Annotated in this window: 11 protein-coding genes; 3 read left to right on the forward strand and 8 right to left on the reverse strand. The window is 65.8% G+C overall.

The features are described from left to right. Nucleotides 1–2781 carry a malto-oligosyltrehalose synthase gene (treY, locus tag ACVIHF_RS25015; protein ID WP_456792682.1) on the forward strand — a complete coding sequence of 927 codons (2781 nt, stop codon included), beginning with the start codon at nt 1–3 and terminating at the stop codon, nt 2779–2781. Between the two features lie 9 nt (nt 2782–2790). On the opposite strand, the gene ACVIHF_RS25020 is transcribed toward treY, so the two are convergent. Beyond that, a complete protein-coding gene (locus ACVIHF_RS25020) occupies nt 2791–3099 on the reverse strand; it encodes a polyhydroxyalkanoic acid system family protein (protein WP_456792683.1) in 309 nt (102 codons plus the stop codon). A gap of 168 nt (nt 3100–3267) precedes the next feature. Between ACVIHF_RS25020 and ACVIHF_RS25025 the strand changes: the two genes are divergently transcribed. Then, a complete protein-coding gene (locus tag ACVIHF_RS25025) occupies nt 3268–3432 on the forward strand; it encodes a DUF3309 family protein (RefSeq protein ID WP_076823921.1) in 165 nt (54 codons plus the stop codon). A 79-nt stretch (nt 3433–3511) separates the two neighbouring features. Here ACVIHF_RS25025 and ligD read toward each other — a convergent pair whose 3' ends face one another. Then, nucleotides 3512–6154, reverse strand: a complete 2643-nt coding sequence (gene ligD, locus ACVIHF_RS25030) for a DNA ligase D (RefSeq protein ID WP_456779535.1) — start codon at nt 6152–6154, stop codon at nt 3512–3514. 116 nt (nt 6155–6270) lie between these two features. Between ligD and ku the strand changes: the two genes are divergently transcribed. Beyond that, on the forward strand, nt 6271–7158 hold the full coding sequence (ku, locus tag ACVIHF_RS25035; RefSeq protein WP_456779534.1) for a non-homologous end joining protein Ku: 888 nt from the start codon (nt 6271–6273) through the stop codon (nt 7156–7158). Between the two features lie 110 nt (nt 7159–7268). Here ku and ACVIHF_RS25040 read toward each other — a convergent pair whose 3' ends face one another. The 6 genes from ACVIHF_RS25040 to kdpA all read right to left on the reverse strand — a co-directional run bounded on the left by ACVIHF_RS25040 (nt 7269) and on the right by kdpA (nt 15651). Beyond that, the gene (locus tag ACVIHF_RS25040) at nt 7269–7508 is read right to left on the reverse strand and encodes a DUF6496 domain-containing protein (protein WP_456779533.1); all 240 of its coding nucleotides are present in this window, start codon (nt 7506–7508) and stop codon (nt 7269–7271) included. 148 nt (nt 7509–7656) lie between these two features. Then, nucleotides 7657–8346 carry a response regulator gene (locus tag ACVIHF_RS25045; RefSeq protein ID WP_028342451.1) on the reverse strand — a complete coding sequence of 230 codons (690 nt, stop codon included), beginning with the start codon at nt 8344–8346 and terminating at the stop codon, nt 7657–7659. Continuing rightward, on the reverse strand, nt 8343–11054 hold the full coding sequence (locus ACVIHF_RS25050) for a sensor histidine kinase (protein WP_253607419.1): 2712 nt from the start codon (nt 11052–11054) through the stop codon (nt 8343–8345). The genes ACVIHF_RS25045 and ACVIHF_RS25050 overlap by 4 nt, the downstream gene beginning before the upstream one ends. Nucleotides 11055–11093: 39 nt before the next feature. Further along, complete coding sequence (locus ACVIHF_RS25055; RefSeq protein ID WP_253607417.1) at nt 11094–11699, reverse strand: K(+)-transporting ATPase subunit C; 606 nt, start codon at nt 11697–11699, stop codon at nt 11094–11096. A gap of 113 nt (nt 11700–11812) precedes the next feature. Next, nucleotides 11813–13924 carry a potassium-transporting ATPase subunit KdpB gene (gene kdpB, locus ACVIHF_RS25060; protein ID WP_456782148.1) on the reverse strand — a complete coding sequence of 704 codons (2112 nt, stop codon included), beginning with the start codon at nt 13922–13924 and terminating at the stop codon, nt 11813–11815. Nucleotides 13925–13947: 23 nt separating this feature from the next. After that, entirely contained in the window at nt 13948–15651 is a 1704-nt protein-coding gene (gene kdpA / locus ACVIHF_RS25065) for a potassium-transporting ATPase subunit KdpA (protein ID WP_438073593.1), read from the reverse strand. Nucleotides 15652–15669 lie beyond the last annotated feature (18 nt).

Here is a 15669-nt window from a genome sequence, read left to right on the forward strand (position 1 = left end):
ATGCCTCCGGCGATCCCGATCGCAACCTACCGTCTGCAACTCACTGCCGATTTCGACTTCGATGCCGCCACCGGCGTGGCGCCGTATCTGAAGGCGCTCGGCATCAGCCATGTCTATGCGTCGCCCTTCATGAAGGCGCGCAAGGGCTCGACCCACGGCTATGACGTCGTCGACCACACCAAATTCAACCCGGAGCTCGGGGGCGAAGAGGGCTTTGCGCGGCTGAGCGACGCATTGAAGCGCCATGATCTCGGCCTGATCCTGGATTTCGTGCCGAACCATGTCGGCGTTCACTTCGCCGACAATCCGTGGTGGCTCGATGTGCTGGAATGGGGACCGGTGTCGCCGCACGCGGTCTCCTTCGACATCGACTGGGACCAGTTGCCCTATCGCGCGCGCGGCGGCGTGCTGCTGCCGATCCTCGGTTCGTCCTATGGCCAGGCGCTGGAGCGCGGCGACATCGAGCTGCGCTATGACGCGAACGAGGGCAGCTTCTCGGCCTGGTATTTCGAGCACCGCCTGCCGATCGCGCCGGAGCGCTATGGCGAGGTGCTGCGCACCATCGTCCGCGAGGCCGCGGCCGAAGACAGCCCGACCGGACGCGCGATGCTCGAGCTCGCCGCGCAATACCGGGCGCTGCGTCGCCCCAACCGCGTCGAAGCGCCGGCGCTGAAGGCGGCGATCAAGGCGATCGAGGGCGGCGCCGACATCATCGCACGCGGCCTCGATGCCTATCGCGCCGGCGAGGACCGCCCGACCCAGACGCTGGCCCTGCATCATTTGCTGGAACGCCAGCACTACAAGCTCGGCCACTGGCGGCTGGCGTCCAGCGACATCAACTATCGCCGCTTCTTCGACGTCAACACGCTGGCCGGCCTCAGGGTCGAGGACGCCGCGACCTTCGAGGCGAGCCACAGCCTCGTGAAGCGGCTGATCGCCGAAGACCGGCTGCAGGGCCTGCGGCTCGACCATATCGACGGCCTGCGCGATCCCGCGCAATACTTCCAGCGGCTGCGCCGCCTGATCCGCTCCGCGCAGGGCGCGAAGGCCGGGCCGTTCTACATGGTGATCGAGAAGATCCTCGGCGAGCACGAGAAGCTGCCGAGATTCAGCGGCGTTCACGGCACCACCGGCTATGAATGGATGAACACGATCAGCCAGGCACTGGTCGACGGTCGCGGCCTCGATCCACTGAACGAGATCTGGCGCCAGATCAGCAACCAGTCGCCGAACCTGACGCCAGTGTTGCGCGAGGCCAAGCAACGCGTGCTGGAGACGCTACTCACCAGCGAATTCACCGTGCTGGCGCGGCTGCTTGCGCGCATTGCCAGCGGACACTACTCGACCCGCGACTTCTCCGGCGACAGTCTGCGGCAGGCGCTCGAGCTCTATGTGCTGCACTTTCCGGTCTATCGGACCTATCTGACCGCCTCCGGCCCCGCCGCGCATGACCGCACGCTGATCAGCGAGACCATCGAGCGCGCTCGCGCCGACTGGTTCGCCGCCGACGAGGGTATCTTCGATTTCCTGCGCGATGCCTTGACCATGGACCTTTTGCAGCCCGGCCGGCCGCCGCATGGCGCGCCGCGGGTGCGACGCTTCGCGCTGAAGGTGCAGCAATTCACCGGGCCGATGATGGCGAAGTCGCTGGAGGATACCGCCTTCTATCGCTATCACCGGCTGCTGGCGCTCAACGAGGTTGGCGGCGATCCGGCGGCGGGTGCGATCGCAGCGGAGGCCTTTCACGCCATGATGCAGGCCCGCGCCCGCGAATGGCCGCACGGCATGACGGCGACCGCGACCCACGACACCAAGCGCGGCGAGGACGCCCGCACCCGCATCATGGCGCTTGCGGAAATCCCTGGCGAGTGGACCAGCGCGGTGGCGCGCTGGAAAGTGCTGAATGCGCCGCATCTCGTGCTCGACGGCGAGATGCGCGCGCCATCGGCGACGTTCGAATACATGCTGTATCAGGCCCTGCTCGGCGCCTGGGATCCCGATGATACGTCGCTCGCCGCCCGCATCCAGGCCTACGCGCTAAAGGCAGCGCGCGAGGGCAAGCAGGAAACCAGCTGGCTCAATCCGCACCAGCCTTACGAGGCCGGCGTGAAAGCCTTCATCGAGCGGATCCTCGATTGCAAGACCTCGCCGGAATTCCTCGATGCGCTGGGGACGCTGGCGCAACGGACCGCGTTGATCGGCGCGCTGAATTCGCTCGGCCAGATCACGCTGAAGGCAACCATGCCGGGCGTGCCGGATTTCTACCAGGGTACCGAAAGCTGGGATCTTTCGCTGGTCGATCCGGACAACCGCCGCCCGGTCGACTTTACCGAACGGGCAGGAATGCTCGCCGCGCTGGAGATGCCGGATTGGGATGCGCTGGCGCAAAACTGGCGCGACGGCCGTCTCAAATTCGCATGGACGCGGCATCTGCTACGGCTCCGCAACGAGCTGGCCGATGTGTTCACCAGCGGCGACTACATGCCGCTCGCGGTCAGCGGCCCGCACCGCGATCACGTCATTGCCTTCGCGCGGCGCCATGGCCGCGAGGCGGCCATCGTTGCGGTGGCAAGGTCATTCGCCCCGTTCACGCAGGGCGGCCGCAGCTGGCCGCGCCCCGAGGCTTTTGAAGGTGAAATCGACGTGACGGGATATGCGCTCAGGGATGGCGCAACCCGGATTCAGCTCCCGGAACTGTTCGGCAATCTGCCGGTTGCCGTGCTCAAGACAAAGGTCGCGGGGACGAAACGCACCGCAAGGCCGGCCCGCTCGCACGCCTGACGTCCTGCGTCAGCGCTTGGTCAGCAGCAATTGCCCGCGCTTGCGGATCGCCGCCTGCGCGACCTCGGCGAACCGTTGCAGCAGCCACGGCAGCGTCACCTCGACCCGCACATGGGACTCCTCGACATCGACATGCCCGGCTGCGACCTGCCCCAGCGCCCGGACGCGAAAGCTCATCCGGTTGTCGTCCCAGCGCTCCTCGTCGACGCTCATGACCGGCAGGTTCGCCGTCGCGCGCGACAGGCCCGTTTTCAAGCGGCGCATCGCCTCGTCGCGGCCGAGGCTATGGGGTATCGAAACGATCAGCGGCGCCGACATTGCGATGCACTCCTCCATGGATTTGGTTGATGTAGTTCTGTTCCAAGGCAAACGGAAGAACCACACAGGTTTATCGCAGCGCCAACTCCGGAACCTTCACAGTTACGGGTTGTTTTCCTTCCCGAAGGGCAGAAACGAGACGGGCCCGCGGGGCTGAGGAGACGCTAGATGTCAATTGGAACGATCATTCTCATCATCCTGGTCATTGCGCTGCTTGGCGGCTTCAGCGGCATCGGCGGCGGACCGTTTTACGGTACCGGCTATTACGGCGGCGGCGGGCTCGGCCTGGTCGTCGTGATTCTGCTGATCCTGCTCCTGATGGGACGACTGTAGCCCTTGGTAGCGTTGCGTCCTGCCGATATCGACGACCAGCATCACCCGCGAAAGCGGGTGGTGCTTCGTTGGACGGCGCTTACTTGGCCGCGAGCTTCTTCATCGCCGACTTGATCGACGAGGCCGCGTCCTCGTAGCCATCCCAAGCCTTCGTCTTCGCGAGCAAAGCCGGCACGGTGCGCAGCGTGAATTTCTTCGGATCGAGATCACCGCGCAGTTGCGGCCAGGTCAGCGGCATCGACACCGTCGCCCCCGGCCGCGCCCGCGGCGACAACACCGCGACCGCCGTCGACATCCTGTCGTTGCGCAAATAGTCGAGGAAGATCTTTCCCGTGCGCTTGGCCTTGGACATGTTGATCAGATAGCGCTCGGGATCGTCCTGCGCCATCCACTGGCAGACCGCCTGCGCGAACGCCTTGGCCTCCTTCCACGTCACCTTGTCCCTGCTGCCTGCGAGCAGCGGTGTGACGACGTGCAGACCTTTGCCGCCGGTGGTCTTGCAGAAGCTTTCGAGGCCGACCGCGGTCAGCCGTTGCCGCATGTCCTTGGCGGCGTCGATCACGTCGGTGAATGCAACATCGGGCGCGGGATCGAGATCGAACACCAGCCGGCCCGGCGTGTCATAGGCATCGGGCGCGCAATTCCAGGGATGCAGCTCGAGACCGCCGAGCTGCGCGACTGCTGCCAGGCCCTCGATCCGGTCGATCTGCAAATAGGGTTTACGGTCGCCCGAGACCTTCGCAAGCTTGAGCAGTTTTGATGTGCCGGCCATCGCATGACGCTGGAAGAAGGTCTCGCCCTTGATGCCGTCGGGCGCACGCACGATCGAGCACGGCCGGCCCTTGAGATAGGAGATCATCCATTCGCCGACCGCCTCGAAATAGTTCGCGAGGTCGAGCTTGGTCACCGGCTCGCCATCGCCCGCATCGGGCCACAGCGCCTTGTCCGGGTGCGAGATGACGACACCCATCACCTCGCTGGACGCCTTCCCGGTGCCCTTCTTCGCCACGCCCTTGGCCATCGGCTTCACCACTTTGGTTACAACCGGCCGCTCGGCCTCGACCTCGTGCGCCGGCTTGTCCTGGCGCAGGCCCTTGAAGGCGGCCTGGCGGATATTGCCGGCGTCGGTCCAGCCGGCAAACTCGATCTCGGCGACCAGCTCCGGCTTGAGCCAGTGCACGTCGCGGGTCTTCTTCGGCGCGTCCTTGCCGCCGAACGGGTTCTTGTCCGCCTCCGCCGCCTTCAGTGCCGGCATGATGCGGCGGACCGTGTCCTGGCCGAAGCCGGTGCCGACGATGCCGACAAACGCCAGATGATCGCCGCGATAGACGCCCGCCATCAGCGAGCGAAATTTGCCATTGGTGGTCTTCCAGCCGCCGAGCACCACCTCATGGCCGGCGCGGATTTTTGCCTTGGTCCAGTCGTCGGAGCGACTGGAAAGGTAGGCGCCGTCGAGCCGTTTGGAGACGATGCCTTCGAGGCCGAGCTTGCGCGCGGATTCCAGCACCGCCTCGCCGCGCTGCTCGAAATGTTCGACATAGCGGATCAGGTGGTTCTTGCCCTTGCGCGCCGCGAGCAATTGCTTCAGCCGCGTCTTGCGCTCGGCGAGCGGCAGCGGGCGCAGGTCCTCAGTGCCGGCGAACAGCAGGTCGAACGCGTAGAAGATCAGCCGATCCGTCTTGCCGTCGGAGAGCGCGGCCTGCAGCGTCGAAAAATGCGGCGTGCCGTTCTTGTCGAGCGCGACGATCTCGCCATCGATCAGCGCGTCGGGCAGCTTCTCCGCCTCCTTTACGATCGCGCCGAACTTGGCGGTCCAGTCGAGCCCCTTGCGCGTCTTCAGCACGGCCTCGCCGTCTTCGACACGCAACTGTACGCGGTAGCCGTCGAACTTGATCTCGTGGCACCAGCCCGTTCCGTTGGGTGGAGACTCCACCGCGGCGCAGAGCTGCGGCGCGACGAAATCGGGCATCTCCGATACCTGCTTCGGTTTCGCCTGCCGCGCCACTTTCAGCCGCTCCTTGGGCGCCGGCGCCTTGGTCCTGGCGCGCGCGTCCGCAGCCATGCCATGGTTGGACTGCCAGACCGCGTCCGCTTTGGCCTTGCCGTTGCCCTTGGCCAGCATGAACGGCTTCGGCGCCCGGCCCTTGCCGGCCGCGATCTGCGCCATCGAGCGTCCGGAGGCGACCGAACGGTCCTCGTCGAGGATCTCCTCGCCGTTGCCGTCAACGGCATATTCGTCGCGGTGCTTGATCAGGAGCCAGTTGGTGCGCTTGCCGCCAAAGCGGTCGCCCTTCATCCGCACCAGCACCCAGCTGCCGTGCAGCTTGTCGCCCTCAAGCGTGAACTTCAGGTCGCCCTTCTTGAAGCCGCGCTCGGGATCGTCCGATTCCCAGGTGCCGCGATCCCACAGCTGCACGGTGCCGCCGCCGTACTGGCCTTCGGGAATGGTGCCTTCGAAATCGCCATAGTCGAGCGGATGATCCTCGACCTCCACCGCCAGCCGCTTGTCATGCGGATCGAGAGAGGGCCCGCGCGTCACCGCCCAGGACTTGAAGACGCCGTCGAATTCGAGCCGCAGATCGTAATGCAACCGCGTCGCGTCGTGCTTCTGGATGACGAAGCGCCGCTGCTTGCTGGGTGCGACCTTGACGTCGCCCGACGGCTCGTTGGTCTTCTCGAAGTCGCGCTTCTTGCGATAGGTGGACAGGTTTCTCAGCGACACAACAAACCTCGGCAAACCCTCGGCGCAAACGACGGCCGCCGCCTCCGTGCGGCCATCAGGAACCAAAACCCACGGTATCCGTTCAAGTTCCAAACTCAAGCTGTTTGGAGGCGATCATGGCCGCTCCCCGCGCCCACTGGAAAGGCACGCTCAAGCTCTCGCTGGTGTCATGCCCGGTGGCGCTCTACCCGGCTTCGACCGCGGTCGAGAAGACCCGCTTCCACATGATCAACCGGGAGACCGGCAACCGGCTGAAGCAGCAGATGGTCGATACCGAGACCGGCGACGTTGTCGAGGGCGATCAGAAGGGCCGCGGCTACGAGGTCAGCAAGGGCAAATATGTCGAGATCGAGAAGGACGAGCTCGAAGCGGTGCAGATCGAGAGCAACCATACCATCGACATCGACAGCTTCGTGCCCGAGGGCGAGATCGACAAGCGCTATCTCGACCACCCCTACTACATCAGGCCCGACGGCAAGGCCGGCGTCGACGCGTTCGCGGTGATCCGCGACGCCATGAAGGATCAGGACCGCGTCGCGCTGGCGCGGATCGTGCTGACCAACCGCGAGCATGTGATAGCGATCGAGCCGCTCGACAAGGGCATGCTCGGCACCACCTTGCGCTACCCCTACGAGCTGCGCGATGCCGACGATTATTTCGACGACATCAAGAGCCCGAAGGTCACGAAGGACATGATCGAGCTCGCCGGCCATATCCTCGACAGCAAGGCCGCGCATTTCGATCCGTCGAAATTCAAGGACGAGTATGAGACCGCGCTGAAGGCCCTGGTCCGCCGCAAGGCAGCCGGCAAGCCGATCAAGGCCGCCGAGCGCGCGGAGAAGCCAAGCAACGTCGTGAGCCTGATGGACGCGCTGCAGCAGAGCCTCAAGGGCGGCAAGAGCGGCGCAAGGCGCTCGCGCTCCACCGCGCGCCGCCCGACCGCGCATCGCCGCGCCGCCAAGAAGGCGCACCGCTCAAGCGCGCGGCGACGCCAGGCGGGGTGAGGCAAATTCCACTCGTCATGCCCGGGCTTGACCCGGGCATCCATCGACTTGGTCAGAACGACGTGGATGGCCGGGTCAAGCCCGGCCATGACGAAAGCAGGCAGCTTGCCCTACTTCTTCTTCGAGCTCTTCCGCTTCTTGGTCGTCTTCCGCTTCTTCGCCGTCTTCTTCGACGACTTCTTCGGCACTTTCCTGCCCTTGGCGCGCGCCTCGGACAAGCCGATCGCGATCGCCTGCTTGCGGCTCTTCACCTTCTTCTTGGAACGGCCGCTGCGCAGCGTGCCGGCCTTGCGTTTCTTCATCGCACGCTCGACATCGCCCGATGCCTTCCGCGAATATTTCCTTGCCATGGCTTGTCTCCCGCTAACGGAAAACAAGCCTCGATGGCAGCGAAAGTTCCGTTTGGTGTCGTCGGGCGACGGCACCAACGTAGCCCGCATGAGCGCAGCGACATGCGGGAGGTGCCCCGGATATCGCTTCGCTCATCCGGGCTACATGTTAGTCCGCCGCGCGCAGCCGATAGCCGATGCCGGTCTCGGTCAGCACGAATTGCGGACGCTCCGGGTCGGCCTCGATCTTCTGGCGTAGCTGGCGCACATAGACGCGCAGATATTGCGCGTCGGTCAGCTCGTCCCACAATTCCTTCAAGAGGAAGCGGTGGGTCAGCACCTTGCCGGCATGCTGCACCAGCACGCGCAACAGGTCGTATTCCTTCGGCGACAGCTTGATCTCCCTGTCGCCGACCTTGACGATCCGGCGCACCAGATCGACTGAAAGATCGCCGGAGCGAAACACCGGCCGCTCACCCTGCACCTGCAACTGGTGCCGCAGCGCCGCGCGCAGCCGCGCCAGCAATTCGTCCATGCCGAACGGCTTGGTCAGATAGTCGTCGGCGCCGAGGTCGAGCGCCTGCACCTTGCCGGCCTCGTCGCCGCGGCTCGACAGCACCACGATCGGCACGCTCTCGTTGCGGCCACGGATCATGCGCAAGAGATCGTGGCCCTGGATGTCGGGCAATCCGAGGTCGAGGATGATCAGCGCCGGCCCCTCGGCCAGCATCTCCAGCGCCAGCTTGCCGTTGGATGCCTCGAGAATGTCGTAGCCCTGCGTGCTCAGCCCCATCCGCAGCAGCTTGCGGATCGGCGGCTCGTCGTCGATGACCAGGACCTTGATCGGCGTGGCGTTCATGCAGCAGTGTCCAGCGCGTTGGTGTCGGCGGGGATCGGCAGGCGGATCGTAATAACGGCGCCGCTGCGGTCGGCGCGGTTGGCCGCCGCGATCGTGCCGCGCATCGCCTCGACGAAGCCGCGCGAGATCGCAAGCCCGAGGCCGGTGCCGGGGCGGACATGGTCGCCCTTCTCGGCGCGATAGAATTTGTCGAACACGCTTTCGAGCTCGGCCGCGGGAATCCCGTTGCCTTCGTCGAGGATCTGCAGTGCGATCGTGTCGCGGTCGCGGGCGCCGCGGATCGAGATCGTGGTGTCCGACGGGGCGTATTTGGCAGCGTTGTCGAGCAGGTTGAACAGCACCTGCTCGAACAGCACGGCGTCGAGCTCCAGCATCGGCAGATCAGCCGCGAGCTCCAGCGACACCCGGTGATGCACCAGGATCTTGCTCGCCCGCCGCAGCGCGCTGCCGACGATCTCGCCGACATCATGGCGCGCCGTGTTCGGCACGATCGCGCCGGATTCCAGCTTGGTCATGTCGAGCAGATTGGCAATGAACCGATTCAGCCGCTCGGACTCGTCGATCACGGTGGCGAGCAGATCGTGCTTCTGCGCATCGCTCAGGTTGGCGCCGAGGTCGCGCAGCGCCGAGGCCGAGCCGAGCACCGAGGCCAGCGGCGTCTTGAGATCGTGCGAGATCGAGGTCAGGAGCGCGCCGCGCAGCCGGTCGGATTCCACCGTGCGCTTGACGCGATCCATGTCCTCGACCAGCAGCACGCGCTCGATCGCCAGCGCGCCCTGATCGACCAGCGCATCGAGCAGCCGGCGCTGGTCCGGCGTCAGCAAGGGCCCGGTGCGGTCGTCGTCGATGCCGATCACCCCGATCGGGCCGCGGCCGGTGCGCATCGGCAGGAACAGCCGCTTTCCGCCCGGCAGCGTGTCGGAGCCGCGGCCGGCCGGGCGGTCATTGCCCCAGGCCCAGTTGGCGGCGGCGAGATCGGCCTGATCGAGCTGATCCTCCGGCGGATAGCCGCTCTTGACGGTCAGCATGCCGTCCTCCGGCAGCAGCAGCACCACGCGCACCTTGAGCATCAGCGCGATCTGGTAGGCGGTCGCCCACAGCACGTCGTCCAGTGTCGCGGTGCCGGCAAGCTTGCGGCTGAAGGCGTAGAGCGATTCGGTGGTGCGGACGCGGCTGATCGCGGTGTCAGCCTGGGTGCGCACCCGCGCCGCGACGTTGGAGACCAGCAGCGCGATCAGCATGAAGAAGAAGAACGCCGCGACATTGGTCGGGTCAGTGATGGTGAAGGTATAGACCGGCGGCAGGAAGAAGAAATTGTAGCACAGCGAGGCCGCGACGCTCGCCAGCAACGACGGCCCGAGGCCGTAGCGCGCCGCGGCGCCGACCACGGCGGTGAGGAAGACCAGGTCGACATTCTCGATGCCGAAGAACGGCTGGATCAGCTTGGCCGCGCCGAGCCCGAGCGCCGCCAGCAGCAGCGCCATCAGATAGGGCCGCGGATTGAACGGCTCCTGCCGCTGCGCGGTCTGCACCGCCGCCTTGCCGACCGGCAGCTCGTCGCCGGCGATCACGTTGACGCTGATATTGCCGGCGCGGCGCACCAGATCGTGCACCACGGATCCATGCGTCAGCTCGAACCAGCGCGAGCGCGTCGACTTGCCGATGATGATCTGGGTGACGTTGTTGGCCTGGGCGAAATTGATGATGTCGTCGGCGATGCGGCGGCCGACGCCTGGCAGCGTCAGCGCCTCGCCGCCGAGCGATTCCGCGAGCCGCATGGTGTCGGCCAGCCGATCGCGCTGCTCGTCGGAAAGTTGCAGGCTGCGCCGCGTCTCGATGCTGACCGCGGTCCATTGCGCATGCAGCCGGTCGGCGAGACGCTTGGTGTAGCGCACGAGGCCGGCTGCGCGCGGATCCTCGCTCAGGCACACGAGGATGCGCTCGCCGGCGGCCCAGGGGCCGGCAATCGCATTGGCCTGCATGTGATTGAGCAGCTGCTCGTCGACCCGCTCGGCGGTGCGGCGCAGCGCCAGCTCGCGCAGCGCGGTCAGATTGCCGGGCGAGAAGTAGTGTTCCAGCGCCCGCTCGGCCTGCTTGGGCACGTAGACCTTGCCCTCCTTCAGCCGCTGGATCAGATCGTCGGGCGTCAGGTCGATCAGCTCGATCGCATCGGCACGATCGACCACCGAGTCCGGCACCGTCTCGCGCACCCGCACATGGGTGATCTGCGCGACGACGTCGTTGAGGCTCTCGATGTGCTGGATGTTGATCGCGGTATAGACGTCGATGCCGTGCGACAGCAGCTCCTCGACGTCGAGATAGCGCTTGGGATGCCGGCTGCCCGGCGCGTTGGTATGGGCGAGTTCGTCGACCAGCGCGAGCTGCGGCCGCCGCGCGATCAATGCATCGAGGTCCATCTCTTCGAGCGTCTGGTCGCGATAGGTCAGCCGCTTCCGCGGCAGCACCTCGAGACCCCTGAGCAGCGTCTCGGTCTCGACCCGGCCGTGGGTTTCGACGACGCCGACCACGACGTCGACGCCCGCCTTGAGGCGGGCGTGAGCGCTCGAGAGCATCTCGTAGGTCTTGCCGACGCCGGGGGCGGCGCCGATGAATATCTTCAGCCGCCCCGATCGATCGGTCTCCCGACGCGCCGCCTCCAGCAGCGCATCCGGCGAGGGTCGTTTATCAGGGTCGCGCTGATTGGCCATACCGCAATATAGTCATCCTGCGAGGGGCAGCCTACTCCCCTATTTCGGCTTTGCCGCGTCGAGCGCCAGGTTGAGCGCAAGAACGTTAACACGGGGCTCGCCGATCACGCCGGCGAAGCGGCCCTGCGTGTTCTGCGTCACCAGCTCGCGCACCGCGTCCTCGGACATGCTGCGCGCCTTGGCGACCCGCGGCACCTGGAACAGCGCGGCGTCCGGCGAGATGTCCGGATCGAGCCCGCTGCCCGACGTGGTCACAAGATCGACCGGCACGCTGGCGGACGGGTTCTCCGCCTTCAGCTTCTCGACATCCTCCTTGACCCGGTCGTTCAGCGCTTTGCTGGTCGGGCCGAGGTTGGAGCCGCCGGAATTGGCCGCGTTGTAGGGCGACGGCACGGTCTTCGTGGAATCGTTCGGATCGGGCGCGACCGTCGCCGACGGCCGGCCATGGAAATATTTGTCCTCCTTGAACTCCTGCCCGATCAGGGCGGAGCCGATCACCTTGCCATCCTGCTCGATCAGGCTGCCTTGCGCCTGCCGCGGGAAGATGACGCCGGCGATGCCGGTGATGGCGAGAGGATAGGCAAGGCCCGTGATCGCGGTCAGCAGGACCAGCACGAGGATGGCGGGGCGGATTTCTTTCAACATGACAGGTCTCCTAAATCTCCTTCGTCATTGCGAGCGAAGCGAAGCAATCCATGGATCGGCATAACGGATGGATGGGTTGCTTCGTCGCTTCGCTCCTCGCAATGACGTTGTGGTTAAGCCAGGCCCAAGGCGGCGACGACGAGGTCGATCGCCTTGATGCCGATGAACGGGATGATGATGCCCCCCAAGCCATAGATCATCAGGTTGCGGCCGAGCAGCGCGCCGGCACCGACCGCGCGATACTTGACGCCCTTCAGCGCTAAGGGAATCAGCGCGATGATGATCAGCGCGTTGAAGATGATCGCCGACAGGATCGCGCTCTGCGGGCTCGCCAGGTGCATCACGTTCAGCACCTGAAGCTGCGGATAGAACGCGAGGAACATCGCCGGGATGATCGCAAAATACTTCGCGACGTCGTTGGCGATCGAGAACGTGGTCAGCGCGCCGCGGGTCATCAGCAGCTGCTTGCCGATCTCGACCACCTCGATCAGCTTGGTCGGGTTGGAATCGAGGTCGACCATGTTGCCGGCCTCGCGGGCGGCCTGCGTGCCGGTGTTCATGGCGACGCCGACATCGGCCTGAGCGAGCGCCGGCGCATCGTTGGTGCCGTCGCCGCACATCGCGACCAGTTTGCCCTTGGACTGCTCGTCGCGGATCAGCTTGAGCTTGTCCTCGGGGGTTGCCTGCGCCAGGAAGTCGTCGACACCGGCCTCGGCCGCGATCGCCGCGGCGGTCATCGGATTGTCGCCGGTGATCATCACGGTGCGGATGCCCATGCGGCGCAATTCGGCAAAGCGCTCGCGGATGCCGCCCTTGACGATGTCCTTGAGATGCACGACGCCGAGCAGCTTGCCGTCCTTGGCGACGGCCAGCGGCGTGCCGCCGGCCTTGGCGATCTCGTCGGCGATCGATTGGATCTCGCGCGCTTCGGCGCTCATCGTCGCCGCGACCGCGCGGACGGTGTTGCCCGAGGCGACGGTGCGGGGCGAGCCGCCGTCGACATAGGCCAGGATCGCGTCCACCGCGCCCTTGCGGACCGACGACGTGCCTGCATCGATGCCGCTCATGCGGGTCTGCGCGGTGAACGGCACGAAGGTCGCGGCAAGCTCATGCATGTCACGGCCGCGGATGCCGTATTTCTCCTTGGCGAGCACCACGATCGAGCGGCCTTCCGGCGTTTCGTCGGCCAGCGAGGCAAGCTGCGCCGCGTCGGCGAGGTCCTGCTCGGCGACGCCGCGGATCGGACGGAATGCGGTCGCCTGGCGGTTGCCGAGCGTGATGGTGCCGGTCTTGTCCAGCAGCAGCGTATCGACGTCGCCGGCAGCCTCCACCGCGCGGCCGGACATCGCCAGCACGTTGAAGCGCACCAGGCGGTCCATGCCGGCGATGCCGATCGCCGACAGAAGCGCGCCGATCGTGGTCGGGATCAGCGTCACGAACAGCGCCACCAGCACCACGACCGAGATCGAGCCGCCGGCATAGGCCGCATAGCTCGGGATCGTCACCGTCGCGAACACGAAGATGATGGTGAGGCCGGCCAGCAGGATGTTGAGCGCGATCTCGTTCGGCGTCTTCTGCCGCTCGGCGCCCTCCACCAGCTTGATCATGCGGTCGATGAAGGTCGAGCCCTGGGCTGCGGTGATGCGGACACGGATCCAGTCCGACAGCACCTGGGTGCCGCCGGTGACCGCGGAACGGTCGCCGCCGGACTCGCGGATCACGGGCGCGGATTCACCCGTGATCGCGGCTTCATTGACCGAGGCCACGCCTTCGATCACCTCGCCGTCGGACGGGATGTTGTCGCCGGCCTCGACCAGCACGACGTCGCCGACCTTCAGCGAGGTGCCGGGAACCATGCGATAGGTCCGGTCGGTGCCGGTGAGCAGCTTGGCCTGGCTCTCGGTGCGGGTCTTCTTCAGCGATTCCGCCTGCGCCTTGCCGCGGCCTTCGGCGACGGCCTCGGCGAAGTTGGCGAACAGCACCGTGAACCAGAGCCAGAGGATGATCTGGAAGGTGAAGCCTAGATTGGCGCTGCCGGTGACGAGGTCGCGGACGAAGATCACCGTGGTCAACGCGGCCACGACCTCGACCACGAACATCACGGGGTTCTTCGCCATCAGCCGGGGGTCGAGCTTGACGAAGGCCGAGCGGATCGCCGGCACCAGGATCTTCGGGTCGAACATGGTCGACGCCGTCACCTGCTTTTGCAGTCTTGTGGTTTCCATGGTTGTCACTCCGGACAATTCGATCAGAACAGGGTGTTGGCGTTCATGGCGAGGTGCTCGACGATCGGCCCGAGCGCCAGCGCCGGGAAGAAGGTGAGACCGCCGATGATCAGGATCACGCCGATGACGAGGCCGACGAACAACCCGCCGGTGGTCGGGAAGGTGCCCGCCGAGGCCGGGATCGACTTCTTCTCGACCAGCGAACCTGCAATGGCCATCGCCGGCACGATCATGAAGAAGCGGCCGACGAACATCGCGGAGGCGAGCGTCAGATTGTAGAACAGGGTGTTGCCGGTGAGGCCCGCGAAGGCCGAGCCGTTGTTGCCGGTCGCCGAGGTGAACGCGTACAGCACCTCGGTGAAGCCGTGCGGGCCGGAGTTCGCCATCGAGGCCACCGCCGACGGCAGTACCACGCCGACCGCGGTCCAGCCGAGATACATCAGCGGCAGCACCAGGATCGCGAGCATCGCCATCTTGACCTCGCGCGCCTCGATCTTCTTGCCGACATATTCCGGAGTGCGGCCGACCATCAGGCCGGCGACGAAGATCGCCAGCACGACGAACAGCAACATGCCGTAGAAGCCGGCGCCGACGCCGCCGATGATGACCTCGCCGAGCTGCATGTTGATCAGCGGGATCATGCCGCCGAGCGCCGTGAAGCTGTCATGCATGGCATTGACCGCGCCGCAGGAGGCGGCAGTCGTGACGACGGCGAACAGCGAGGACGCGACGATGCCGAAGCGGACCTCCTTGCCCTCCATGTTGCCGCCGGTGAGACCGAGCGCGTGCAGCGCCGAGGTGCCGTTGGCTTCCGCCCAGTAGGTGACGGTGACGCCGGCGACGAACAGGATACCCATCACGGCGAAGATCGCCCAGCCCTGGCGCTCGTTGCCGACCATGCGGCCGAACACGTTGGTCATGGCGGCGCCGAGTGCGAAGATCGAGACCATCTGCACGAGGTTCGACAGCGCAGTCGGATTCTCGAACGGATGCGCGGCGTTGGCGTTGAAGAAGCCGCCGCCGTTGGTGCCGAGCATCTTGATCGCAACCTGCGAGGCCACCGGTCCGAGCGCGATGGTCTGCTTGCCGCCCTCCAGCGTGGTGGCGTCGACATAGGGATGAAGCGTCTGCGGCATGCCCTGCCAGACCAGGAACAGCGCGTAGACGACGCAGATCGGCAGCAGCACGTAAAGCGTGCAGCGCGTGACATCGACCCAGAAATTGCCGACGGTGCGCATCGACGAGCGGGTGAAACCGCGGATCAGCGCCATCGCCAGCGCGATGCCGGTCGCCGCCGACAGGAAATTCTGATGGGTCAGGCCGACCATCTGGACCAGATAGGACAGCGTGCTCTCGCCGCCGTAGTTCTGCCAGTTGGTGTTGGTGATGAAGGAGATCGCGGTGTTGAAGGAGAGGTCCTCAGCGACCGCCGACTGTCCGGCCGGGTTGAACGGCAGCACCGCCTGTAGCCGCATCAGGCCGTAGATGATGGCGAAGCCGCCGACATGGAACAGCAGCATGGCGACCGTATAGGTCAGCCAGTGCTGCTCGCGCCGCTCGTCGACGCCGCCGACCCAGTAGATGCCGCGCTCGACCGGGCGCAGCACGGGCGACAGGAAGGTGCGCTCGCCGTTGAACACGCGGGTCATGTACCAGCCGAGCGGTTTGACCAGCGCGGCAACGATCGCGCAGAACAGAATAATTTGAATCCAGCCGATGACGGTCATTGCGTCAAACCTTTCGAA

The sequence above is a fragment of the Bradyrhizobium sp. USDA 4506 genome (assembly GCF_054058795.1).

Excerpts from the sequence above, each read along its gene's own strand:
- kdpA (WP_438073593.1), bottom strand. The coding sequence starts at position 15,651 with ATGACCGTCATCGGCTGGATTCAAATTATTCTGTTCTGCGCGATCGTT.
- ACVIHF_RS25055 (WP_253607417.1), bottom strand. The coding sequence starts at position 11,699 with ATGTTGAAAGAAATCCGCCCCGCCATCCTCGTGCTGGTCCTGCTGACC.
- ACVIHF_RS25045 (WP_028342451.1), bottom strand. The coding sequence starts at position 8,346 with ATGAACGCCACGCCGATCAAGGTCCTGGTCATCGACGACGAGCCGCCG.
- treY (WP_456792682.1), top strand. The coding sequence starts at position 1 with ATGCCTCCGGCGATCCCGATCGCAACCTACCGTCTGCAACTCACTGCC.
- ACVIHF_RS25020 (WP_456792683.1), bottom strand. The coding sequence starts at position 3,099 with ATGTCGGCGCCGCTGATCGTTTCGATACCCCATAGCCTCGGCCGCGAC.
- ku (WP_456779534.1), top strand. The coding sequence starts at position 6,271 with ATGGCCGCTCCCCGCGCCCACTGGAAAGGCACGCTCAAGCTCTCGCTG.
- kdpB (WP_456782148.1), bottom strand. The coding sequence starts at position 13,924 with ATGGAAACCACAAGACTGCAAAAGCAGGTGACGGCGTCGACCATGTTC.
- ACVIHF_RS25050 (WP_253607419.1), bottom strand. The coding sequence starts at position 11,054 with ATGGCCAATCAGCGCGACCCTGATAAACGACCCTCGCCGGATGCGCTG.
- ACVIHF_RS25025 (WP_076823921.1), top strand. The coding sequence starts at position 3,268 with ATGTCAATTGGAACGATCATTCTCATCATCCTGGTCATTGCGCTGCTT.
- ACVIHF_RS25040 (WP_456779533.1), bottom strand. The coding sequence starts at position 7,508 with ATGGCAAGGAAATATTCGCGGAAGGCATCGGGCGATGTCGAGCGTGCG.